Here is a 21348-nt window from a genome sequence, read left to right as displayed (position 1 = left end):
GCCCATGGACCTGTTCGACGCGATCACCACCGGTGAGCACGGCACCCCGGAGGTCTCGCGTCCCGGCCCCGGAGCCCCGCTCGCGGTGCGCATGCGCCCGGCCACGCTCGACGAGGTCGCCGGGCAGGAGCACCTGCTCGCCCCCGGCTCGCCGCTGCGACGCCTCGTCGAACCCGCCGACGGCGCCGCCCGCCGCGCCGCACCCGGGTCCGTGATCCTCTGGGGGCCGCCCGGCACCGGCAAGACGACTCTCGCCTACCTCGTCGCGACCGTCTCGGGCCGGAGATTCGTCGAGCTGTCCGCCGTCACCGCCGGCGTCAAGGACGTGCGCGCCGTCGTCGACGACGCCCGCCGGCGCCTGGCGACCGGCGGCGAGGAGACCGTGCTGTTCATCGACGAGGTCCACCGCTTCTCCAAGTCGCAGCAGGACGCCCTGCTGCCGTCGGTCGAGAACCGCTGGGTCACCCTCGTCGCCGCCACCACCGAGAACCCGTCGTTCTCCGTCAACTCCCCGCTGCTGTCCCGCTCCCTGCTGCTCACCCTCCGCCCCTCACCAGCGAGCACGTACGCACCCTCGTGACGCGCGCCGTCACCGACGACCGCGGCCTCGGCGGAGCCGTCACCCTCGACGACGACGCCGAGGACCAGCTCGTGCGCATGGCCGGCGGCGACGCCCGCAAGGCGCTCACCGTCCTCGAAGCCGCAGCCGGCACCGCCCTGTCCGAGGGCGCGACCCGCATCGACCTGGCCACCGTCGAACGCGCCGTCGACGTCGCAGCGGTCCGCTACGACCGCGACGGCGACCAGCACTACGACGTCATCAGCGCCTTCATCAAGTCCATCCGCGGCTCCGACGTCGACGCCGCCCTGCACTACCTCGCCCGCATGATCGCCGCGGGGAGGACCCGCGGTTCATCGCGCGCCGGCTCATCATCTCCGCGTCCGAGGACGTCGGCATGGCCGACCCCTCCGCGCTGCAGACCGCCGTCGCCGCCGCACAAGCCGTCCAGATGATCGGCATGCCCGAGGGGCGCATCCCGCTCGCCGAGGCCGTCGTCCACCTCGCCACCGCCCCGAAGTCGAACCGCGCCTACACCGCGATCGACGCGGCGCTCGCGGACGTGCGGGCGGGGCGGGCCGGCGTCGTGCCGATGCACCTGCGCGACGCGCACTACGCGGGCGCCGACCGGATCGGCCACGGCAAGGGCTACCAGTACGCGCACGACGCCCCGCACGCGATCGCCCCGCAGCAGTACCTGCCCGACGAGCTCGCCGGCCGGCACTACTACGAGCCGGCGGACCGCGGGTACGAGCGGCAGGTGACCGAACGCCTCGCGAGGATCCGCGAGATCCTGGACCAGGCCTGAGCGGAATCGGCCTTGGGGTAGGATGGCCAGGTTGCCTACCCGGGAGACCGGCGGCGACTCCTGGGACCTCGGCCCCGTCTCCCTTCTTCGAGGGGGCATCGGCTGGTCCCGCACCCGGCGTGGATCCTTCCGCGGTACGGGTGTGACCTCATCAGATCCTCCAACAGGACAGGAAGCACAGTGACCTCTGTGACCCGTTCGCGCCGCCAGGTCCGCCTGAGCCGCGCCCTGGGCATCGCCCTGACCCCCAAGGCCGTCAAGCACTTCGAGAAGCGCCCCTACCCGCCCGGCGAGCACGGCCGCGCCCGCCGTCGCACCGAGTCGGACTACGCGGTGCGTCTGCGCGAGAAGCAGCGTCTGCGCGCCCAGTACGCGCTGCGCGAGAAGCAGCTCGTCAAGGTCTACGAGAACGCCCGCAAGACCGCCGGCCTGACCGGTGAGGTCATGGTCGAGGACCTCGAGACCCGTCTCGACGCGCTCGTGCTGCGCGCCGGGTTCGCCCGCACGATCCTGCAGGCGCGCCAGGCGGTCACGCACCGCCACATCCTCGTGGACGGCAAGATCGTGGACCGCCCGTCGTTCCGCGTGAAGCCCGGCCAGACCCTCCAGGTCAAGCCCAAGTCGCAGGCCACCACGCCGTTCCAGGTCGCCGCCGCCGGCGCCCACCGCGACGTGCTGCCGGCAGTCCCCGGCTACCTCGACGTCTCGCTCGAGAAGCTCCAGGCGACCCTCGCCCGCCGCCCCAAGCGTGCCGAGGTCCCCGTGACCTGCGAGGTCCAGCTCGTCGTCGAGTTCTACGCGCGCTGACCGAGGCGTGGTCGGCTCCGCCTGACCACCGACGTCATGACGCCCCGTCGCCCTGCCCGCCGCAGGACGGCGGGGCGTCGTCCGTCGGCGTCATGCGGCACGACGGCCGCACCGGGCCGACGCGGCGCGTCGGATAGGGTGACCAGGGCGTCCGCACCGAGAGGGGAAGAATCCGATGACCGTGGGTGACGTGGCAGGCCTGATCGCCGCCATCGCCTTCGTGCTGCTGGTCGGCCTGCTGGCGGTGCCGCTGGTCAAGCTCGGCCGCGTCTTCGACGAGGCGACGCGCTCCCTGCGTGAGGTCACCGAGCACTCGGTGCCGATCCTCGACGAGGCCGCCGGCACCGTGGCAGGCGCCAACGCACAGCTGAGCAAGGTCGACACCATCACGACGTCGGCAGCGCAGGTCAGCGAGAACGTGTCGGCCCTGGCCGGGCTGTACGCGGCCACGCTCGGGCGCCCGCTCGTGAAGGTCGCCGCGTTCTCGTACGCGACGCGTCAGGCGTTCGCCGGGGCCTTCCCGCGCAAGGGCAAGGGCTCGCGCTGATGCGCCGCCTGTTCTGGATCGGCGTCGGCGTCGCGGTCACCGTGGTCGTGTACCGGCGAGGTCGCACGATCGTGCGGCAGTACCTGCCCGCGACGATCGCCGAGCGTGCCGAGAAGGCCGCGCACGAGGCCGGTGAGCGGGCGGGCAGTGCGGCGCACGAGTTCCGTGCGACGTTCGCCGAGGCCCGTGAGCGCCGCGAGGCCGAGCTGACCGCGGCGCTGCTGGCGGAGGGCCAGGCCGACCCGGCCGCGACGCGCGCCGCCCGAGCTAGCGGCGCCCGCGGCTCCTTCGCCGCGGGCGGCCCCGACGTCGACGACGACGAGGCGGAGCTCGGCTACTCGTTCTGAGCCGGGTGCCGCTCCCACGACCTTTCGCTTCTGCCTGCCGCGCCACGCGCGCGACAATGGCGCGAGCACCCCACTGACTTGTGAAGGACACCATGCGCACCGCCGACATCCGCCAGCGATGGCTCGACTACTTCGGCTCGAAGGACCATGAGCTCGTCCCGAGCGTGCCCCTGGTCTCCCCGGACCCCTCGATCCTGTTCACCATCGCCGGCATGGTCCCGTTCATCCCCTACATCCTCGGGACCGAGCCCGCCCCGTGGCCGCGCGTCGCGAGCGTGCAGAAGTGCATCCGCACCAACGACATCGAGAACGTGGGCCGCACGACGCGGCACGGCACGTTCTTCCAGATGAACGGCAACTTCTCGTTCGGGGACTACTTCAAGACGGGTGCCATCGACTTCGCGTGGGAGCTGCTGACCTCGCCCCAGGACAAGGGTGGCTACGGCTTCGACGGCGACCGCCTGTGGGTGACCCTCTGGAACGAGGACCACGAGTCGTTCGACGCGCTGACCAAGGGCATCGGCCTCGACCCGAAGCACATCGTGCGCCTGCCGCGGCACGAGAACTTCTGGGACACGGGCCAGCCCGGACCGGCCGGCCCCTGCGCCGAGTGGCACTACGACCGTGGCCCCGCCTACGGCCCGGACGCCGTCGGCGGTGACGTCGACCCGGGCGGCGACCGCTACCTGGAGATCTGGAACCTCGTGTTCGACCAGTTCGTGCGCGGCGAGGGCACCGGCAAGGACTACCCGCTGCTGGGCGAGCTCGAGAAGAAGAGCATCGACACGGGTGCCGGCCTCGAGCGCATCGCGTTCCTGCTCCAGGGCAAGGAGAACCTCTACGAGATCGACGAGGTCTACCCCGTCATCTCGACGGTCGAGGAGCTGACCGGCAAGCGGTACGGCGCCGACCCCGAGGACGACGTGCGCATGCGGGTCATCGCCGATCACGTGCGGTCCTCGCTCATGGTCATCGGTGACGGCGTGCGCCCGTCCAACGAGGGTCGCGGCTACGTGCTGCGCCGCCTGATCCGCCGGGCCGTGCGCGCCGTGCGCCTGCTCGGCTACGACGCCGAGGCGATGCCGGCGCTGCTCCCGGTCTCGATGGAAGCGATGAAGGCGTCCTACCCGGAGCTGGAGACGGGCTTCGCGCGCATCAGCGACGTCGCCTACGGCGAGGAGGACGCGTTCCGCCGCACGCTGGCGGCGGGCACGACCATCCTGGACGCCGCCGTCGGGAAGGCCAAGGAGACCGCGGCGCGCACCGGCGGATCGCGGGCCGGGGGCACGCTCGGCGAGGCGTCGCCGGGCGGGCTGCGGGTGCCCGTGCTCTCGGGTGCCGAGGCGTTCGCGCTCCACGACACCTACGGCTTCCCGATCGACCTCACGCTCGAGATGGCCGCCGAGCAGGGCGTCCAGGTCGACGAGCAGGCGTTCCGCGCCCTGATGGCCGAGCAGAAGCAGCGGGCGCGCGCCGACGCGCTGGCCAAGAAGACGGGGCACGCCGACCTGCGCGCCTACGAGACCATCGCGGGAGAGCTCGACGCGCCCGTCGAGTTCCTGGGCTACACGCACACCGACTCGGCCGTGGTCGTCGTCGGCCTGCTGGTCGACGGCGTGCCCGCGCCGGCCGCGACGGTGCGCGACGGCGCACCCGTCGACGTGGAGGTCGTGCTCGACCGCACCCCGTTCTACGCCGAGGCGGGCGGTCAGCTCGCCGACCAGGGCACGATCGTGCTCGACGGCGGCGCGACCATCGAGGTCGACGACGTGCAGCGGCCCATCAAGGGCCTCAACGTGCACCGCGGCCGGCTGGTCGAGGGCACGGTCGCGCTCGGGGACCCGGGCACGGCGACGATCGACGTCGAGCGTCGCGTGGCGATCAGCCGCGCCCACTCGGCCACGCACATGATCCACAAGGCGCTGCACGAGCTCGTCGGCGAGGACCGCACGCAGGCCGGGTCGGAGAACGCCCCGAGCCGTGTGCGCTTCGACTTCCGCTCGCCCGCGGCCGTCCCGGCCTCCGCGCTCGGGAGATCGAGGAGCGCGTCAACGTGCGTCTCGCGGAGAACCTCGAGGTCACCGACGAGCTCATGCCCATCGCCGCCGCGCGCGAACTGGGCGCGATGGCGCTGTTCGGGGAGAAGTACGGCGACATCGTGCGCGTCGTGTCGATCGGCGGCGACTGGTCGCGCGAGCTGTGCGGCGGCACCCACGTCAAGGCGTCGGGCGAGATCGGCCGCGTCGCGCTGCTGGGCGAGGCGTCCATCGGCTCGGGCGTGCGGCGTGTCGACGCGCTCGTGGGCGACGGCGCGTACGGGTTCCAGGCCAAGGAGCACGCCCTCGTGGGGCAGCTCACGGGCCTGCTGGGCGCGCGTCCGGAGGAGCTCTCCGACCGCGTCGGGTCGCTTCTGGCGCGCCTGAAGGAGACCGAGAAGGAGCTCGCGGCGCTGCGGCAGGCGCGGGTCCTGGCCGCCGCGGGCCGGCTCGCCGCGGAACCGATCGAGGTCGGCGGCGGCGAGTCCGTCGTCCGGGTCGTGGCGCACGACGCCGGTCAGGTCGCCTCGGCGGACGACCTGCGCGCCCTGGCGCTCGACGTGCGCGGCCGACTCGGTGACGCGGGCCCCGCGGTCGTCGCCGTCGGCGGCGTGGCCTCCGGGCGCCCGCTCGTCGTCGTCGCGACCAACGCCGCGGCGCGCGAGGCGGGGCTGCGCGCGGGTGACTTCGTCAAGGCCGCCGCGGGCGTCCTGGGTGGCGGTGGCGGCGGCAAGCCGGACCTGGCCCAGGGTGGCGGCTCGGACGCCTCTGCCCTCCCCGCAGCGCTCGACGGCGTGACGGCTGGCGTGCGCGCGGTCGTCGCGGCCTGAGCCCGCCGTGAGCTGGAGCGACCCGGCGGGCGCACGCGTGGCACTGCCTCGCGGCGCCCGCCTTGGCGTCGACGTCGGCAAGGCCCGGGTCGGCCTCGCCGCCTGCGACCCGGATGGCCTCGTCGCGACGCCGGTCGCGACGGTGCCGCGCGTCCTGGACGCGACGGGGGCCGGCAGCGCCGACGTGCGGCGGATCGCCGACGAGGCGCGCGAGCGCTCCGCGGCCGTCGTCTACGTGGGGCTGCCGCGCCACCTGTCGGGGGCCGAGGGTGCGGCGACTGTGGACGCGCGCGCGTTCGCGATGCGCCTGGCGGTGGCGGTGGCCCCGGTGCCGGTCCGTATGGTGGATGAACGCATGTCCACCGTGACCGCGACGAGCCAGCTGCGCGCCGCAGGACGCACGTCGAAGAGTCACCGCCCGGTCATCGACCAGGCGGCGGCCGTCATCATCCTGCAGTCCGCGCTCGACGCGGAGCGGTCCGCGGGGGCGCGCGCAGGCGAGCTCGTGGAGCCGCCGCCGACCTGACCTCGACCGACGGGACCTTCTGCGCGTGACTGACCGTTCCGACCCTCGCGTCCGCCCCAGGCCGACGGCGTCGCGTGGCCGCGCGGGTGCCCGCGACCGGGCCGCGGCGCGCCGCAGGCGGCGCCGCCACCGGATCTGCCTCACGGTGGCCACCTGCGTGGCGCTGGTGGCAGGGGTCGCGGTGGGCGCGGTCGCCGGCGACGTGGCCGCCGTGCGGACGCTGGTGGATCGGGCGACCGCGGCCGACTTCGGGGGGCCGGGGGAGGAGCCCGTCCTGGTCGACATCCCCGCCGGGGCGACGGGAGCGACGATCGGCGGCATCCTCGCCGACGCCGACGTCGTCGCGTCGGTCGCCGCGTTCACGACGGCGTTCGCGCGGCACCCCGGCGCCGCGAGCATCCAGCCCGGCACCGTCGAGCTGCTGACCGGCATGCGTGCGGCCGACGCCGTCGAGCACCTCCTGCGCAACGACCGGATCATGGTGCGCGTCACCGTTCCCGAGGGGTTCACCCTGGAGCAGGTGCTCGACCGGGTTGCCGCGCAGACCGAGATCAGCCGCTCCGACCTCGACGCCGCCGTCGCCGATCCGGGTTCGATCGGCCTGCCGGAGATGGCCGGTGGCGTGGTCGAGGGCTGGCTCTTCCCGGCGACGTACACCGTCGAGCAGGGCGACACGGCGACGTCGCTGCTCGCGCGGATGGTGGCGCAGACGACGCGCGAGCTCGACCGGCTGGGCGTCCCGGCCGAACGGCGTCAGTCGATCATCACCGAGGCGTCCATCATCGAGCGTGAGGCGCCCGAGGGGTATCGTGGCAAGGTCGCCCGCGTCATCACGAACCGGCTCGCGATCGGCATGCCGCTGGGCATGGACGCGATCGACTCCTACGGACTCGGGATCCCGGCACACCTGATCACCCGAGCGCAGTTCAACGACCCGGATCTGCCGTTCGCGTCGCGCGTGCACCGTGGCCTGCCCCCGACGCCTATCGGAAACCCGGGCGTCGCCGCGATCCAGGCTGCATCCGCGCCGACGCCGGGGGACTGGCTATGGTTTGTGACTGTCGACCTGCACACGGGAGAGACAAAGTTCACCGACGACTACAACGTTTTTCTCGGTTACCGACGGCAGTTCCAGACCTGGGCCGCCGCCAACGGCTTCTGAGCCGGAGCACTTGTCAGAGCAGATCCAAGGCCCTGCGGCCCGAGACGATTAGGCTTCACGCGTGACCGACCTCTTCGAGCACCCCGCCCTCGCACAGCCGCCTGGGCCCAGCGGGCGCCGTTCCGCTGCTCGACTGCGAGCCGCCGCCAAGCGTCGCCGGCGTCGGCGTGTGCGCTCGGCCATCATCGTGGTGGTCGTGCTGGCCGTCGTCGCGGCCGTCGGGTGGAGCACCTGGGGCGAGCTGTCCGGGTCGACGTGGAACCCGTTCTCACGGGCGTCGGCGGACTACCCCGGCCCCGGGGGCGAGCCAGTCGACGTCGAGATCCCCGCGGGTGCGACGGGCGCCGTGATGGGCAACGTCCTCGTGAGCGCGGGCGTTGTGGCCTCGGTCGGCGCGTTCACCGACGCGTTCTCGCACAACCCGGCAGCCGCGGGCATCCAGCCCGGCACCTACTCGCTGCTCACGGAGATGAAGGCTTCCGACGCGGTGGCCGCGCTCGTCAAGAACGAGAAGGTCGAGACCAAGGTGACGATCCCCGAGGGGTTCACCGCGGCTCAGGTCTTCGAGCGCATCGCGTCGGTCACGACGATCACCAAGGACGACCTCGACGCGGCCGTCGCGGACCCGGCCTCGATCGGCCTGCCCGCCGAGGCCGGCGGCCAGGTCGAGGGGTGGCTCTACCCGGCGACCTACACGGTCCAGCCCAAGGACACCGCGGTGACGCTGCTGGCGACGATGATCGGCAAGACGGTCGCCGAGCTGGACGCACAGGGTGTCGCGCCGGAGAACCGCGAGGCCGTGCTCACGAAGGCGTCGCTCGTCGAGCGTGAGGCCAAGTACGCCCCGGACCGGCCGATGATGGCGCGCGCGATCGAGAACCGGCTCGCCGCCGACATGCCGTTGCAGATCGACGCCTCGGTCGCCTATGGCCTGAACAAGCCGGGTACCGACCTGACGACCGCCGACACCCAGGATCCGAGCAACCCGTTCAACACCTACGCGCACAAGGGCCTGCCCCCGACCCCGATCGCCAACCCGGGCGCGTCGTCGGTCGAGGCCGTGATGCACCCCGCCGACGGCGGCTGGATCTTCTGGACGGCCGTCAACCTCGACACGGGCGAGACCAAGTTCGCCGTGACGTGGCAGGAGCACCAGGCGAACGTCGCCGAGCTGCGCGCCTGGCAGGCCGCCAACGGGCAGCGCTGAGGCCATGCCCAACGTCACCCGCCGAGCCGCAGTGCTCGGCCACCCCATCGCGCACTCGCTCTCGCCCGTGCTGCACACCGCCGCGTACGACGCGCTGGGCCTGGAGGGCTGGCAGTACTCCGCGCTCGACACGACGTCGGAGACGCTGCGCGACGTCGTCGGTGACCTCGACCTGGGCTGGGCTGGCCTGAGCCTGACCATGCCGCTCAAGCAGGCGGTCATCCCGATGCTCGACGACATCGACCCTGTCGCCGCAGCGACCGGGGCGGTCAACACCGTCGTCGTGCGACCGTCGTCGTGCGGGATCGCGCTGGGCGGCTACAACACCGACGTGCACGGCCTCGTTCATGCGCTGCGCGAGGGCCTGGCGGGCCGTGCGGTGGAGCGGGCCGTGGTGCTCGGGGCGGGAGCGACGGCGGCCTCGGCCGTGGCAGCGTTGCTGCAGCTCGGGTGCGTGGCGCCCCGCGTCCTGGCTCGGTCGATCGCGCGGACCGCGACGCTGCACGAGGCCGCACAGCGGCTGGGCGCGTCCCCGCGGTTCGAGGTGCTCGACGCCGTCGCCGCCCTCGGTGCGCTGCGGCAGGCCGACGTCGTCATCTCGACGCTTCCGGCGCACGCTGCGGACCCTGTCGCGGCGACGCTGCGCGGGCGTGCCGGGACGGTCGCAGGGGTGCTGCTCGACGTGGTCTACGACCCGCGCCCGACGGCGCTCGCGCGAGCGTGGGGCGAGCTGGGCGGTGTCGTGGTCGGCGGTGAGCGGATGCTGCTGCACCAGGCCGCCGAGCAGGTGCGGCTGATGACGGGGCGCAACGCACCGCTCGCGGCGATGGACGCCACGCTGAGCGAGGCGCTGGGGTACCGGCCGGGCCCCGTGTCCTGACGCCGCGGCGCCCGCGCGAGCGTGGACGGGCGCGCCGCCCGGCGGGGCGCCCGTGCGAGAATCGCCGCATGCTGCGCTGGTTGACGTCGGGGGAGTCGCACGGTCCGTCCCTGGTGGGGGTGATCGAGGGTCTGCCCGCCGGGGTCGAGCTGACGACGGCCGACATCCAGGCCGCCCTGGCCCGTCGCCGGCTCGGCTACGGCCGCGGCGCCCGCATGAAGTTCGAGCAGGACGAGGTGCGCGTGCTCGGCGGTCTGCGCCACGGGGTGACGCAGGGTGGGCCGCTCGCGATCGAGATCGGCAACACCGAGTGGCCCAAGTGGGTCGACGTCATGGCGCCCGACCCTGTCGCAGCGGACGCGCTGCACGTCGACGCCGGTACCGGTGACGCACGCGAGGTGGCGCGCAACAAGAAGCTCACCCGGCCCCGCCCGGGGCACGCCGACCTGGTCGGCATGCGCAAGTACAGCTTCGACGACGCACGCCCCGTCCTGGAGCGGGCCAGCGCCCGCGAGACGGCCACGCGGGTCGCGCTCGGCACGGCGGCCGCACGGTTCCTGGAGCAGGTGGCCGGGGTGCGGCTGGTGTCGCACGTCGTGGCCATCGGGCAGGCCGAGGTGCCCGAGGGCGCCGCGCTGCCCGCGCCGTCGGACGTCGAGCGGCTCGACGCCGACCCGGTGCGCTGCTTCGACGCCGCGGCGAGCGGCGCGATGGTCGCCGAGATCGACGCGGCCCACAAGGACGGCGACACGCTCGGCGGCGTCGTCGAGGTGCTCGCGTACGGCGTTCCCACCGGCCTGGGCAGCTACGTGCAGGGCGACCGCCGCCTGGACGCGCGCCTGGCGGGGGCGCTCATGGGCATCCAGGCGATCAAGGGCGTCGAGGTCGGCGACGGCTTCCGCACGGCCCGCCGGCGCGGTTCGGTGGCGCACGACGAGATCGTGCGCGGCGCCGACGGGCGTGTCGAGCGCCTGAGCAACCGGGCGGGGGGCATCGAGGGCGGCATGTCGAACGGCGAGGTGCTGCGGGTGCGCGCCGCGATGAAGCCCATCAGCACCGTGCCGCGCGCGCTGCGCACCATCGACACCGCGACGGGTGAGGCAGCCACCGCGAACCACCAGCGTTCGGACGTGTGCGCGGTGCCTCCGGCGGCCGTGGTGGCCGAGGCGATGGTCGCGCTCGTGCTCGCACAGGCCGTCGTCGAGAAGTTCGGCGGCGACTCGGTGGCCGAGGTGCGGCGCAACGCCGAGGCGTACCTGGCGGCCATCCCGGAGACGCTGCGGTGAGCGCGCGGCCTCTGGCCGTCCTGGTCGGGCCGCCGGGCAGCGGCAAGACGACGGTCGGCACGCACCTGGCGCGCGGGGCGGGCGTCGCCTTCCGCGACACCGACCAGGACGTCGAGGCCGTCGCGGGCAAGCCGATCACCGAGATCTTCGTCGACGACGGCGAGCCGGCGTTCCGTGCGCTGGAGAGCGCCGCCGTCGCGACGGCGCTCGCCGAGCACGAGGGTGTCCTGGCCCTGGGCGGCGGGGCCGTGCTCGACCCGGCGACGCAGGACCTGCTGGCCGACTACGCGGCGCGCGGCGGCGTCGTCGTCTTCCTGGACGTGACCCTCGCGCACGCCGCGCCGCGCGTCGGCTTCAACCAGTCCCGGCCGCTGCTGCTCGGCAACCCGCGTGCGCGGTGGGCCGCGCTCATGGAGGAGCGGCGACCGGTCTACGAACGGGTGTCGACGCTGCACGTCCTGACGGACGGACGCGAGCCCGAGGCCGTCGCGGAGACCGTCCGCGAGTCCATCGACAAGGAGCTGCCCGCATGACCGTCGAGACCACCCGTGTGACGGTTCGGGGCGCCGCGCCCTACGACGTCGTCATCGGCCGCAACCTGCTGGGCGAGCTGCCCGGCCTGCTCGGGCGAAGGTGCGCCGCGTGCTGGTCATGCACCCGGCGTCGCTCGCCGCGACGGGTGAGGCGGTGCGCGAGGACCTGGCGGCGCAGGGCTACGAGGCGTTCGCCGTCGAGCTGCCCGACGCCGAGGAGCAGAAGACCGCGCAGGTCGCGGCCTTCTGCTGGCAGGTGCTCGGGCAGGCCGACTTCACCCGCTCGGACGCGATCGTCGCGGTGGGCGGCGGGGCCACCACCGACCTGGCCGGGTTCGTCGCGGCGACGTGGCTGCGCGGCATCAGGGTGGTCCACGTCCCGACGACGCTGCTGGGCATGGTCGACGCCGCGGTGGGCGGCAAGACGGGCATCAACACGGCCGAGGGTAAGAACCTCGTCGGGGCGTTCCACCCGCCGGCCGGTGTGCTGTGCGACCTGGCCTCGCTCGCGTCGCTCGACCGCTGGGACCTGGTCGCAGGGCTCGGCGAGGTGGTCAAGACGGGGTTCATCGCCGACCCGCGCATCCTCGAGCTGGTCGAGGAGCATGCCGCGGACCTGCGCGACTGGAAGGGCGCCGACGCCGCCCCGCAGACGTGGGCGGTCCTGGCCGAGCTCGTCGAGAGGTCGGTCGCGGTCAAGGCGCGCGTCGTGGGGGAGGACCTCACCGAGCAGGGCCTGCGAGAGATCCTCAACTACGGGCACACCTTCGGGCACGCGGTCGAGCTCGTCGAGCGCTACCAGTGGCGTCACGGCGCCGCCGTCGCCGTCGGCATGGTGTTCGTGGCCGAGCTCGCGCGGCTCGCGGGCAAGCTGCCCGACGACGTCGTGGCCCGGCACCGCGACATCCTCACGTCGCTCGGGCTGCCGACGACCTACCGCGGCGACCGCTGGGACCAGCTCCTGGCGGCGATGCGGCGGGACAAGAAGTCCCGCGGCGACCTGCTGCGCTTCGTCGTCCTGGACGCGGTGGCCAAGCCGGTGCGTCTCGAGGGTCCCGACCCGGCGCTGCTGGCGGCGGCCTACGCCGAGGTCAGCAAGGAGCCGCCGACGGGCCGGCCCGGGGTCAGCGTCCCGCTCGGCTGACGCCGAACGCCGGGGTCACCACGCCCCACGGGCCTCGAGGACGTCCTTGAGCAGGTCGGCGCGGTCGGTGACGATGCCGTCGACCCCCAGGTCGAGCAGGTGCCGCATCTGCTCGGCATCGTTGACCGTCCACACGTGCACCTGCCGTCCGGCGGCGTGCGCGGCGGCGACGGTGCGGGCGTCGACCACGGGCAGCCGCAGCGGTCCGACCTTGTGCGCTTCGGGCACCTGCAGGGCGCCGACGCCCCGCAGCGAGGCCCGGACCAGGGCCGGGACACGCAGGCGTGCCCCGGCGAGGAAGCCCGCCACCTCGCTCGTGCCGGCGCTCGTGGCCACCGGCCGCGACAGCCGGGCGAGCGTGGCCTTGCGGCGGCGCGTGGAGAACGACGTGATGCACACACGTTCGTGCGCGGCGGTGCGTTCCACGGCGTCGGCGACGGGGACGATCCCGGAGGCGGCCTTGACGTCGATGTTGACGCGCAGCGTGGGCCACGTGCCCAGCACGTCCTCCAGGGCCGGCACGGGTTCGACGCCGCCGATCCTCGCCTGCCGCACCTGCGACCACGGCAGGTCGGCCACGAGCCCGTGCGCGTCGGTGGTGCGGTCGAGCGACACGTCGTGCAGGGCGACGGCGACGCCGTCGGACGTCCCGTGCGCGTCGGTCTCCACGTAGCGGAACCCGAGCGCGACGGCCGCGGCGAAGGCGGCCATCGAGTTCTCCAGGCCGTTGTCGACGCCGCCGGGCCGGGCGAAGCCGCGGTGCGCGAGCGCGGCGATCCGGCGGCGGCCGTCGGGCTGCGCCGTGTCGAAGTACGGGTGGGTCATGCGGGACGCTCCTCGGTCGCCGTCCGGCTGCCCGCCCCCGTGCCCGCCCCCGTGCCCGCCCCCGGGTGCGCCGACAGGTGCGCCGCAAGCCAGTCGAGCATGCCGTCGAGGTAGGCGCGCCGTGGCCCGTCCGCCGACAACGACAGGTCGTGGACGCCGCCTGCGATGCGCAGCACGGTCACGTCGCGGCCCAGGCGCGGGGCGAGCGCCGTGATCTGGTCGGCGTCGAGCACGGTGTCGGTCGAGCCGACGAGCGGGTTGTCCGGCCCGTCGTGGCTGGAGGCCGTCGACGCGGCGAACAGCACGGGGCACCCGATCGCCAGCCCGCTCGCGACCCGCGCCTGCGCCCGCCGCACGGCCCGCAGCCAGCCCGCCCGCGCGGGCACGCCCTGCGGGCGCTTGAGCGCGGTGTCGAAGTCCCACGCCCCGCCGTTCGCGCGCAGCAGTGCCGTCGCGTACCAGGACGGGCCGTGGGACAGCGTCGTCTGCGGCCGCACGAGCGCCAGGCGGTCCAGCACGGGCGTGCCGACCGCGCGCGCCAGCGCCGAGCCCGGCAGGTCGAGGAACGGCGAGTTGAGCACGAGCGCGTCGGGTCCGGCCGCCGTCCCCGTCGCGTGCCGGTGCGCGTGCGCCCACAGCGACGCGGTGAGCCCGCCGGTGGAGTGCGCGTGCACGACGAGCGGCAGGTGCGGGAACGCGGTGCGCAGCACCGCGGCGGCCGCCGCGATGTCGGTCGCCTGCTCGCGCAGGTCGGTCACGTAGTGCGGCAGCTCGCCCGGGCGCAACGAGCGCCCGGCGGCGCGCAGGTCGACCGCGTGGAAGAGGTACCCGGCCGCGGCGAGCTCCCGCGCCAGGTGGGCCTGGAAGAAGTAGTCGTTGTACCCGTGCACGTGCAGCACCACCGCGCGCGCCGCGGCGACCTCGGCGGGCGAGGACGGCAGCCGCACGAGCGTCGCCGGTCCCAGGGACGCCCGCTCGAACGGCGCACCGAGCAGGTCATCGGTGCGCCAGGCCAGGGCATCCGCCCCCACGCCGTTCGCGGTCACGCTCGCACTGTATGCCCTGACCAGCACCGCTGTGGCACGATCGGCGCCGTGACACTCCGCGACGTGGGCCACTCGGTGCAGAGCGACATCTACCGCGACGGGGTGTACGGCTCGCGACCCGTCGTCCCCGTCGCGCCGGCCGCGCTCGAGGCGGCCGCGCGGCGGCGCATGAGCGCCCGCGGCTGGGCCTACGTCGCGGGTGGCGCCGGTGCCGAGCGCACCGTCGCAGCCAACGCCGCCGCGTTCACCCGGCACCGCATCGTGCCCCGGATCATGGCCGACGTCGGTGAACGGTCCCTGCGTACGACGCTGCTGGGCCGCGACCTGCCCGCACCGCTCCTGCTCGCGCCCGTCGGGGCGCTCGAGCTGGCCGTGCGCGGCGGACCGGGCCGCGCCGAGCCGCTCGTCGCGCGTGCCGCCCGCGAGCTCGGCGTCCCGGTCGTCATCTCCTCCCAGGCGTCCACGCCCATGGAGGCCACCGCCGCCGAGCTCGGCGGGTCCCCGCGCTGGTTCCAGCTCTACTGGTCGAACGACGACGACGTCGCCGCCTCGCTCGTCGCGCGCGCCGAGGCCGCCGGGGCCGGGGCCGTGGTCGTCACGCTCGACACGCCCGTGCTCGGCTGGCGGCCGCGCGACCTCGACCTCGGCTCGCTGCCGTTCGCGCGCGGCGAGGGCATCGCGCAGTACACCAGCGACCCGGCGTTCCGTCGGCTGGCGTCGACGCGCCGCAGCACACCCGCACGACGGCGCCCCACCCTCGCGGCCGTGCGCGCCCTGGCCGCCATGCGCCGTCGCGGCGCCACCCGCGCCGACGTCGAGACCTTCCTCGACGTCTTCTCGCGCCCCACCCTCACCTGGCGCGACCTCGCCTGGCTGCGCGAGCGCACCAGACTGCCGATCTTGGTCAAAGGCGTCCAGCACCCCGACGACGCCCGCCGTGCCCTGGACGCGGGTGCCGACGGCGTCGTCGTGTCCAACCACGGAGGCCGCCAGGCCGACAACGCGATCGCCTCGCTCGACGCGCTGCCCGGGGTCGTGTCCGCCGTGCGCGCCACCGCCCCCACCGCTCCGGTCCTGTTCGACTCGGGCGTGCGCACCGGAGCGGACGTCTTCGTCGCGCTCGCCCTCGGCGCCGACGCCGTCCTGCTCGGCCGCCCGTGGGTCTACGGGCTCGCCCTGGCCGGCGAGGCAGGCGTGCGCGCCGTCGTCCGCCACGTGCTCGCCGAGCTCGACCTGACGATGGCGCTGGCCGGGGTCCGGGGCGTCGCCGAGATCGCAGCGGGTCACCTCGCGCCACGGGACGGGGCCGCGCCGCGGACGCCGGTGTGACTCCGCCTCCTGTTGTTCGCCTTGTTCGGGCAGACTTCACGCATGAGCACACCCACGCCCGCGAGCGGGTCGTCGCCGGCCGCCAAGAACCCCGCCGTGCCGGCCAGGCCGGTCACCGGGCTGGAGCTCCAGACCGGCGGCCCCGTCGCGCCGCGCAAGGTGTGGTCCTGGGCCGCCTTCGACTGGGCCATGCAGCCGTTCAACACCGTCATCCAGACGTTCGTGTTCACGGCCATGTACCTGGTCTCGGAGACGTTCGCCGATCCCGTCGTCCTGGCGGAGCAGGGCAAGGTCGCGGCGCTCGCGCAGCTCTCGTCGGGGCTGGGGCTCGCCACGACGATCGGCGGGATCGCCATCGCGCTCGTGGCACCCGTGCTCGGGCAGTGGGCGGACACGACGGGCCGCCGCAAGACGTGGCTGTTCTGGTCCACCCTGGCGCTGCTGGGGTCGATGGCGGCGCTGTGGTTCGTCCAGGCGAGCCCGGACTTCTTCTGGCTGGGCGCGGGCCTCGTCGCCCTGGGGGTGGTGCTCAACCAGATCTCCGAGACCAACTACAACGCGATGATCGTGTCGGTGGCCACGCCCACGACGATCGGCCGGGTGTCGGGCCTCGGCTGGGGTCTGGGCTACTCGGGCGGTGTCGCCGCGCTCATCCTCATCGCCGTCGGCGACCTGACCGGCCTGGCGTCGCTCGACGCCCCGAACGGCATGACCTTCCGCTGGATCGCGGTCGCGGGAGTCGTGTGGGGCGTCGTGTTCGGGTGGCCGCTGTTCCGGTACGTGCCGGAGGTCGTCGTCGAGACGCGCCCGCGCCTCGGCGTCGTCCAGGCCTACGTCGAGCTGCTGCACACCGTCCGCACCCTGTTCCGGACGTCGCGCACCACGTTCTGGTTCATGGTGTCCTCGGCGGTGTTCCGCGACGGGCTGAGCGGCGTGTTCACCTTCGGGGCGATCATCGCCTCGGCGGCGTTCGGGTTCTCGGGCCTCGAAGTGCTGATCTTCGGCATCGCGGCGAATCTCGTGGCCGGCATCTCGACGATCGTCGTGGGCCGTGTCGACGACCGCCTGGGTGCCCGCCGCGTCATCATCGGCGCGCTGTCGGTCCTCATCGTGGCCGGGCTGCTGATCGTGGCGCTGCACCCGCTGGGCCCGGTCGTGTTCTGGGTGGGCGGCCTGCTGCTGTGCTGCACCGTCGGCCCGGCGCAGTCCGCGTCGCGCTCCTACCTGGCCCGCCAGATCCCGGCCGGCCACGAGTCGGAGATGTTCGCGCTGTACGCGACCACGGGCAAGGCGGCGTCGTTCATGGCCCCGGCCATGTGGACGCTGTTCGTCACGATCACCGGCCGCACCATCTGGGGCACGCTCGGCATCCTCCTGGTGATCCTCGTCGGCCTGGTGCTGTTCCTGACGCTGCGCGGCGACCAGTCGGACGCGCGCTGACGACGTCGGCGGGCGCAGGGCCGGCCGGTCCGCTCAGACGAGACCGTGGCGCGACGCGAACGGGTCCCAGCCCGGGTCGCGATGCACGTCCAGCTCGGTGAACGTCGCCGCGGCCTCGGCCGCCTGCGGGCCGAACAGGTGCCGGATCAGGGCCACGGTCATGTCCATGCCCGCGGCGACGCCCGACGACGTCCAGCGGTCACGGTCCTCGACCCAGCGCGCCTGCGGCACCCAGGCCACGTCGTCGCCGTGCGTGCTCGCCCACCCGAACGCGTACTTGTTCGACGTCGCCCGGTACCCGTCGAGCAGTCCGGCGGCGGCGAGCACGGCCGAGCCGGTGCACACCGACGTCACGAGCGATGCGTCGGCGCTCCACCGGGCGAGCCACGCGAGGAAGCCGGCGTCGTGCACGAGCGCCCGCGTGCCGGCCCCGCCGGGCACGAGCACGACGTCGGGCGGCGGCGCGTCGGCGTAGGCGGTCGTGACCTCGACGCGCGTGCCCTGGGAGCTGCGCACCGGCCCGCGCGCAGGCCCGACGAGGGCGACGTCGACCGCGTCGCCCAGCACGCTCCAGAGCTGGACGGGGCCGAAGACGTCGAGCAGCTCGAACCCGTCGAAGAGCACGACGTCGATGCGCCTGGTGGTCACGGGCGACACCGTAGGGCACGGCGTGAGCGTCCGGCGAGCGGCGCGGCTACCCTGGCGCCGTGACCCGCGTGCTCGTCCTCAACGGACCCAACCTCGGCCGGCTCGGTGTGCGCGAGCCCGAGATCTACGGCGCCGACACCTTCGCCGACCTCGTCGCGGCGGCGTCGGCCTGGGGGAGCGAGCTCGGGCTGGAGGTCGACGCCCGGCAGACCGACGACGAGTCGCAGATCGTCGCCTGGCTCCACGAGGCCGTCGACACCCGAGCCCACGTGGTGCTCAACCCGGCGGCGTTCACGCACTACAGCTACGCGCTGCGCGACGCCGCCGCCCAGATCACCGCGGCCGGCCTGGCACTGGTCGAGGTGCACCTGTCGAACCCGCACACACGCGAGTCGTTCCGGCACTACTCCGTGGTCTCGGGCGTCGCGACGGGCACGATCGCGGGCTTCGGGTTCCAGTCGTACCGGCTGGCGCTCGCGGCGATCGCGGCCCGGCCGGCCTGACGTCCCGCGGCGGCAGGCGATGCGGTACAGCGCGTACATCTGGGACCTCGGCGGCACGCTGCTCGACAACTACGCCGGCTCCTCCCGCGCGTTCGTGCGCACGCTCGCCGCGCACGGCATCGAGGCCACGTACGACGACGTCCACCGCGCGCTGCGCGTCTCGACGGCGCACGCGGTGGCGACCCTGGTGCCGGGCGTGCCCGGGTTCCTCGCCGAGTACAAGCGCGCCGAAGCGGTCGAGCTGGCGACGCCGATGCTGTTCGACGGCGCGCGGGAGGTCCTGGAGGCCGTGGTCGCGGCCGGGGGCGCGAACTTCCTGGTCTCCCACCGTGACCGCCAGGTGCTCACCCTCCTGGAGCGCACCGGGATCGCGCACCTGTTCACCGAGGTGCTCACCGCGGACAGCGGGTTCCCGCGCAAGCCGGACCCGGCGTCGATCCGCTACCTCGTCGACACGTACGGGCTGACCGACTGCGTCGTGGTGGGCGACCGCCCGCTGGACGTCGAGGCGGCACGCGCGGCGGGGGTCGACGCGGTGTTCTTCGCCGACGGCGAGACGTGCCCTCGCGCGACCCGCAGCATCTCCCGGCTGCGCGACCTCTTGGACTGAGCCTGGATCGGATGAGATCACGGTCATATCCTTGAGTTTCTCCGATCAAGGGTGCAGCCTGGAGTCATGATCGTCCTGACCGCCGACCAGAGGGGCAGCACCGGCGCCCGCGACCGCGTCCCGCGCGCGCTCGAGGTGCTCGCGGAGCTCGCCGCGGGACGGGCCGGCGTCGTCCTGCCGTTCGACCGCACGGTCGGTGACGAGGTCCAGGGCCTGCTGGCCGCCACGCCCGACGGCGCACGCCTGGCGGTCGACCTGACGCTCGCCCTGCTGCGCGAGGACGGCTGGTCGGTCGGCCTCGGGGTCGGGGAGGTCGACGAGCCGCTCCCGGCCGCGTCGCGGGAGGCGGCCGGCCAGGCGTACGTGCTGGCGCGCCGCGCCGTCGGGCGTGCCAAGGGCCAGCCCGGGACGTGGGGCGTCGCGGTCGAGGCCGACGACGCGACCGCGGCGGAGGAGGTCCAGGCGCTGCTGCGCCTGGTCGGGATCGTCGCCGCGCGCCGCACCGGGCCGGGCTGGCAGGCCGTCGACGCGCTGCGCTCCGGCGGCTCGCAGAAGGCCGCGGCCGCCGCGCTCGGGATCACCGTCCAGGCGGTCAGCCAACGGCTGCGTGCCGCGAGCTGGGCCGAGGAGGCCGCGGCCCGCCCCGTCGTCGTGCGGTTGCTGGCGCGCCTGGCGGGCGCGACGGACCGGCCCCGCTAGCCTCGCGCGCATGACGCTGGGGGAGCTGTGGGCGAGCGGTGGCGTGTGGGTGGCCGCGCTCGCGCTGTCCGTCGGGCTCGGTGCCGTGCTGGTGCCGTGGGTGCTGCGCCGCTCCGAGGGCGAGGCCGACGCCGAGGCGACCGCCGCGCGCGTCCTCGCAGGCGGCACCGGCATCGGCCTGTTCGAGCGGGCGGGCGTCACGCTGAGCATCCTGGCGGGGTTCCCCGAGGGCGTCGCCGTCGTGGTGGCGGTCAAGGGCCTCGGGCGCGTCTACGAGCTGCGCGAGCGGCCCGCGGCGCGCGAGCGCTTCGTCGTCGGGACGCTCGCCTCGGTCGTGTGGGCGGGGTTGTGCGGGCTGCTCGGGCGCGCCGTGATCTACCTGATCGTCGTCGGGATCGGGTGAACGGCTAGACTTGCCCGGGCTCTTCGCGCCCTCGCAGCTTGACGCACCCATACCTGCACCGAACGAGACGTAGGGAAGATCAGAACGTGGCTACCTCCAACGACATCAAGAACGGCACCGTGCTCCGCATCGACGGCCAGCTCTGGACGATCATCGAGTTCCAGCACGTCAAGCCGGGCAAGGGTGGCGCGTTCGTCCGCACCAAGATGAAGAACGTCCTGTCGGGCAAGGTCGTCGACAAGACCTTCAACGCGGGCATCAAGGTCGAGACGGCCAACGTCGACCGCCGTGACTTCCAGTACCTGTACATGGACGGATCTGACTTCGTCTTCATGGACAACGACACCTACGACCAGATCCACATCCAGGCCGAGACGGTCGGCGACGCCAAGGACTACATGCTCGAGGGCATGAGCGTCATGGTCGCCTCGAACGAGGGCACGCCGCTGTACGTCGAGCTGCCGGCCTCGGTCGTCCTGGAGATCACCTACACCGAGCCCGGGCTGCAGGGCGACCGCTCGACGGGCGGCACCAAGCCGGCCACGCTCGAGACGGGCAAGGAGATCCAGGTCCCGCTGTTCCTGGAGCAGGGCACCAAGGTCAAGGTCGACACGCGCGACGGGTCGTACCTGGGCCGCGTGAACGACTGAGCAGCAAGGACCGCCGACTCACCATGGGTGCACGCACCAAGGCGCGCAAGCGCGCCGCCGACATCCTCTTCGAGGCAGAGCAGCGCGGGATCGACGCCGTGACGCTGCTGCGTGAACGCGTGGAACGCCCGCTCACCGAGGCGCCCGTCCCGCAGTACGCCGCCGACGTCGTCGAGGGTGTGGCGACCCACCGCGGCCGCATCGACGAGCTCCTGGAGACCTACTCCAACGGGTGGACGCTCGAGCGCATGCCCGCGGTCGACCGTGCGCTGCTGCGCATCGGCACCTGGGAGATCCTGTTCAACGACGACGTGCCCGACGCCGTCGCGATCGACGAGGCCGTGGACCTGGCCTCCGAGCTGTCGACGGACGACTCGCCGTCGTTCGTCAACGGGCTGCTGGGCAGGCTCGTGGAGATCAAGCCGACCCTGCTCGCCTGAGCGCGACCGTGGGGGCGTGAGCGCGCCGACGCCCTGGGAACCGGACGGTTCCCAGGGCGTCGCTGCGTTCCGTCGCCGGGTTC

At 73.8% G+C, this 21348-nt stretch carries 20 protein-coding genes and 3 pseudogenes; 20 read left to right on the top strand and 3 right to left on the bottom strand.

Features of this window, described 5'->3' with window-relative positions:
- The first annotated feature begins 4 nt into the window (after positions 1-4).
- The 12 genes and pseudogenes from ET495_RS05035 to aroB all read left to right on the top strand — a co-directional run bounded on the left by ET495_RS05035 (position 5) and on the right by aroB (position 12672).
- Positions 5-1367, top strand: a pseudogene (locus ET495_RS05035) (replication-associated recombination protein A).
- Between the two features lie 180 nt (positions 1368-1547).
- Complete coding sequence (gene rpsD / locus ET495_RS05030; protein ID WP_129203137.1) at positions 1548-2174, top strand: 30S ribosomal protein S4; 627 nt, start codon at positions 1548-1550, stop codon at positions 2172-2174.
- 175 nt (positions 2175-2349) lie between these two features.
- Complete coding sequence (locus tag ET495_RS05025; protein WP_129203135.1) at positions 2350-2721, top strand: DUF948 domain-containing protein; 372 nt, start codon at positions 2350-2352, stop codon at positions 2719-2721.
- Complete coding sequence (locus ET495_RS05020) at positions 2721-3068, top strand: hypothetical protein (RefSeq protein WP_129203133.1); 348 nt, start codon at positions 2721-2723, stop codon at positions 3066-3068. Before ET495_RS05025 ends, ET495_RS05020 begins: the two co-directional genes overlap by 1 nt.
- 92 nt (positions 3069-3160) lie before the next feature.
- Positions 3161-5934 (top strand): annotated as a pseudogene (gene alaS / locus ET495_RS05015) (alanine--tRNA ligase).
- Between the two features lie 37 nt (positions 5935-5971).
- A complete protein-coding gene (ruvX, locus tag ET495_RS05010) occupies positions 5972-6460 on the top strand; it encodes a Holliday junction resolvase RuvX (protein WP_245993318.1) in 489 nt (162 codons plus the stop codon).
- A 25-nt stretch (positions 6461-6485) separates the two neighbouring features.
- Positions 6486-7622 (top strand): endolytic transglycosylase MltG, encoded by a 1137-nt coding sequence (mltG, locus tag ET495_RS05005; RefSeq protein ID WP_129203131.1) that lies wholly within the window; start codon positions 6486-6488, stop codon positions 7620-7622.
- A gap of 61 nt (positions 7623-7683) precedes the next feature.
- Positions 7684-8829 carry an endolytic transglycosylase MltG gene (gene mltG / locus ET495_RS05000; protein WP_129203129.1) on the top strand — a complete coding sequence of 382 codons (1146 nt, stop codon included), beginning with the start codon at positions 7684-7686 and terminating at the stop codon, positions 8827-8829.
- A gap of 4 nt (positions 8830-8833) precedes the next feature.
- A complete protein-coding gene (locus ET495_RS04995; protein WP_129203127.1) occupies positions 8834-9709 on the top strand; it encodes a shikimate dehydrogenase in 876 nt (291 codons plus the stop codon).
- A 68-nt stretch (positions 9710-9777) separates the two neighbouring features.
- On the top strand, positions 9778-10995 hold the full coding sequence (gene aroC / locus ET495_RS04990) for a chorismate synthase (protein ID WP_129203125.1): 1218 nt from the start codon (positions 9778-9780) through the stop codon (positions 10993-10995).
- Positions 10992-11528, top strand: coding sequence for a shikimate kinase (locus ET495_RS04985; protein ID WP_129203122.1), 537 nt, complete (start codon positions 10992-10994; stop codon positions 11526-11528). The genes aroC and ET495_RS04985 overlap by 4 nt, the downstream gene beginning before the upstream one ends.
- A pseudogene (gene aroB / locus ET495_RS04980) lies at positions 11525-12672 on the top strand (3-dehydroquinate synthase). The gene ET495_RS04985 and the pseudogene aroB overlap by 4 nt, the downstream one beginning before the upstream one ends.
- Positions 12673-12687: 15 nt before the next feature.
- Here the strand turns inward: aroB and ET495_RS04975 are convergent.
- A complete protein-coding gene (locus tag ET495_RS04975; protein WP_129203120.1) occupies positions 12688-13497 on the bottom strand; it encodes a glycerophosphodiester phosphodiesterase family protein in 810 nt (269 codons plus the stop codon).
- A complete protein-coding gene (locus ET495_RS04970; protein WP_245993317.1) occupies positions 13494-14543 on the bottom strand; it encodes an alpha/beta hydrolase in 1050 nt (349 codons plus the stop codon). Before ET495_RS04970 ends, ET495_RS04975 begins: the two co-directional genes overlap by 4 nt.
- A gap of 48 nt (positions 14544-14591) precedes the next feature.
- On the opposite strand from ET495_RS04970, the gene ET495_RS04965 reads away from it, so the two are divergent.
- Both ET495_RS04965 and ET495_RS04960 read left to right on the top strand, forming a co-directional pair.
- Positions 14592-15872 (top strand): alpha-hydroxy-acid oxidizing protein, encoded by a 1281-nt coding sequence (locus ET495_RS04965; RefSeq protein ID WP_245993316.1) that lies wholly within the window; start codon positions 14592-14594, stop codon positions 15870-15872.
- Between the two features lie 42 nt (positions 15873-15914).
- A complete protein-coding gene (locus ET495_RS04960) occupies positions 15915-17312 on the top strand; it encodes an MFS transporter (protein ID WP_129203117.1) in 1398 nt (465 codons plus the stop codon).
- A gap of 33 nt (positions 17313-17345) precedes the next feature.
- On the opposite strand, the gene ET495_RS04955 is transcribed toward ET495_RS04960, so the two are convergent.
- Positions 17346-17960: a DJ-1/PfpI family protein gene (locus ET495_RS04955; protein ID WP_129203115.1), complete on the bottom strand. Its 615-nt coding sequence runs from the start codon at positions 17958-17960 to the stop codon at positions 17346-17348.
- A 59-nt stretch (positions 17961-18019) separates the two neighbouring features.
- Between ET495_RS04955 and ET495_RS04950 the strand changes: the two genes are divergently transcribed.
- The 6 genes from ET495_RS04950 to nusB all read left to right on the top strand — a co-directional run bounded on the left by ET495_RS04950 (position 18020) and on the right by nusB (position 21265).
- On the top strand, positions 18020-18463 hold the full coding sequence (locus tag ET495_RS04950; protein ID WP_129203113.1) for a type II 3-dehydroquinate dehydratase: 444 nt from the start codon (positions 18020-18022) through the stop codon (positions 18461-18463).
- A 19-nt stretch (positions 18464-18482) separates the two neighbouring features.
- Positions 18483-19073, top strand: a complete 591-nt coding sequence (locus ET495_RS04945; RefSeq protein WP_129203111.1) for an HAD-IA family hydrolase — start codon at positions 18483-18485, stop codon at positions 19071-19073.
- Positions 19074-19139: 66 nt separating this feature from the next.
- Positions 19140-19772, top strand: coding sequence for a hypothetical protein (locus ET495_RS04940; protein WP_129203109.1), 633 nt, complete (start codon positions 19140-19142; stop codon positions 19770-19772).
- Positions 19773-19782: 10 nt separating this feature from the next.
- Positions 19783-20175 carry a hypothetical protein gene (locus tag ET495_RS04935; RefSeq protein WP_129203107.1) on the top strand — a complete coding sequence of 131 codons (393 nt, stop codon included), beginning with the start codon at positions 19783-19785 and terminating at the stop codon, positions 20173-20175.
- Between the two features lie 86 nt (positions 20176-20261).
- A complete protein-coding gene (efp, locus tag ET495_RS04930; protein WP_129203105.1) occupies positions 20262-20825 on the top strand; it encodes an elongation factor P in 564 nt (187 codons plus the stop codon).
- A gap of 23 nt (positions 20826-20848) precedes the next feature.
- Positions 20849-21265: a transcription antitermination factor NusB gene (gene nusB, locus ET495_RS04925; protein ID WP_129203103.1), complete on the top strand. Its 417-nt coding sequence runs from the start codon at positions 20849-20851 to the stop codon at positions 21263-21265.
- The last annotated feature ends 83 nt before the right edge of the window (positions 21266-21348 follow it).

This window comes from Xylanimonas allomyrinae (assembly GCF_004135345.1).
GTDB lineage: Bacteria > Actinomycetota > Actinomycetes > Actinomycetales > Cellulomonadaceae > Xylanimonas > Xylanimonas allomyrinae.
This window is presented reverse-complemented; position numbering and strand designations above follow the sequence as displayed.

Coding starts and splice junctions, on each gene's coding strand:
- ET495_RS04940 (WP_129203109.1), top strand. CDS start 19,140: ATGATCGTCCTGACCGCCGACCAGAGGGGCAGCACCGGCGCCCGCGAC.
- ET495_RS04945 (WP_129203111.1), top strand. CDS start 18,483: ATGCGGTACAGCGCGTACATCTGGGACCTCGGCGGCACGCTGCTCGAC.
- aroC (WP_129203125.1), top strand. CDS start 9,778: ATGCTGCGCTGGTTGACGTCGGGGGAGTCGCACGGTCCGTCCCTGGTG.
- ET495_RS04960 (WP_129203117.1), top strand. CDS start 15,915: ATGAGCACACCCACGCCCGCGAGCGGGTCGTCGCCGGCCGCCAAGAAC.
- ET495_RS04995 (WP_129203127.1), top strand. CDS start 8,834: ATGCCCAACGTCACCCGCCGAGCCGCAGTGCTCGGCCACCCCATCGCG.
- ET495_RS04935 (WP_129203107.1), top strand. CDS start 19,783: ATGACGCTGGGGGAGCTGTGGGCGAGCGGTGGCGTGTGGGTGGCCGCG.
- nusB (WP_129203103.1), top strand. CDS start 20,849: ATGGGTGCACGCACCAAGGCGCGCAAGCGCGCCGCCGACATCCTCTTC.
- ET495_RS04975 (WP_129203120.1), bottom strand. CDS start 13,497: ATGACCCACCCGTACTTCGACACGGCGCAGCCCGACGGCCGCCGCCGG.
- ET495_RS05020 (WP_129203133.1), top strand. CDS start 2,721: ATGCGCCGCCTGTTCTGGATCGGCGTCGGCGTCGCGGTCACCGTGGTC.
- ET495_RS05025 (WP_129203135.1), top strand. CDS start 2,350: ATGACCGTGGGTGACGTGGCAGGCCTGATCGCCGCCATCGCCTTCGTG.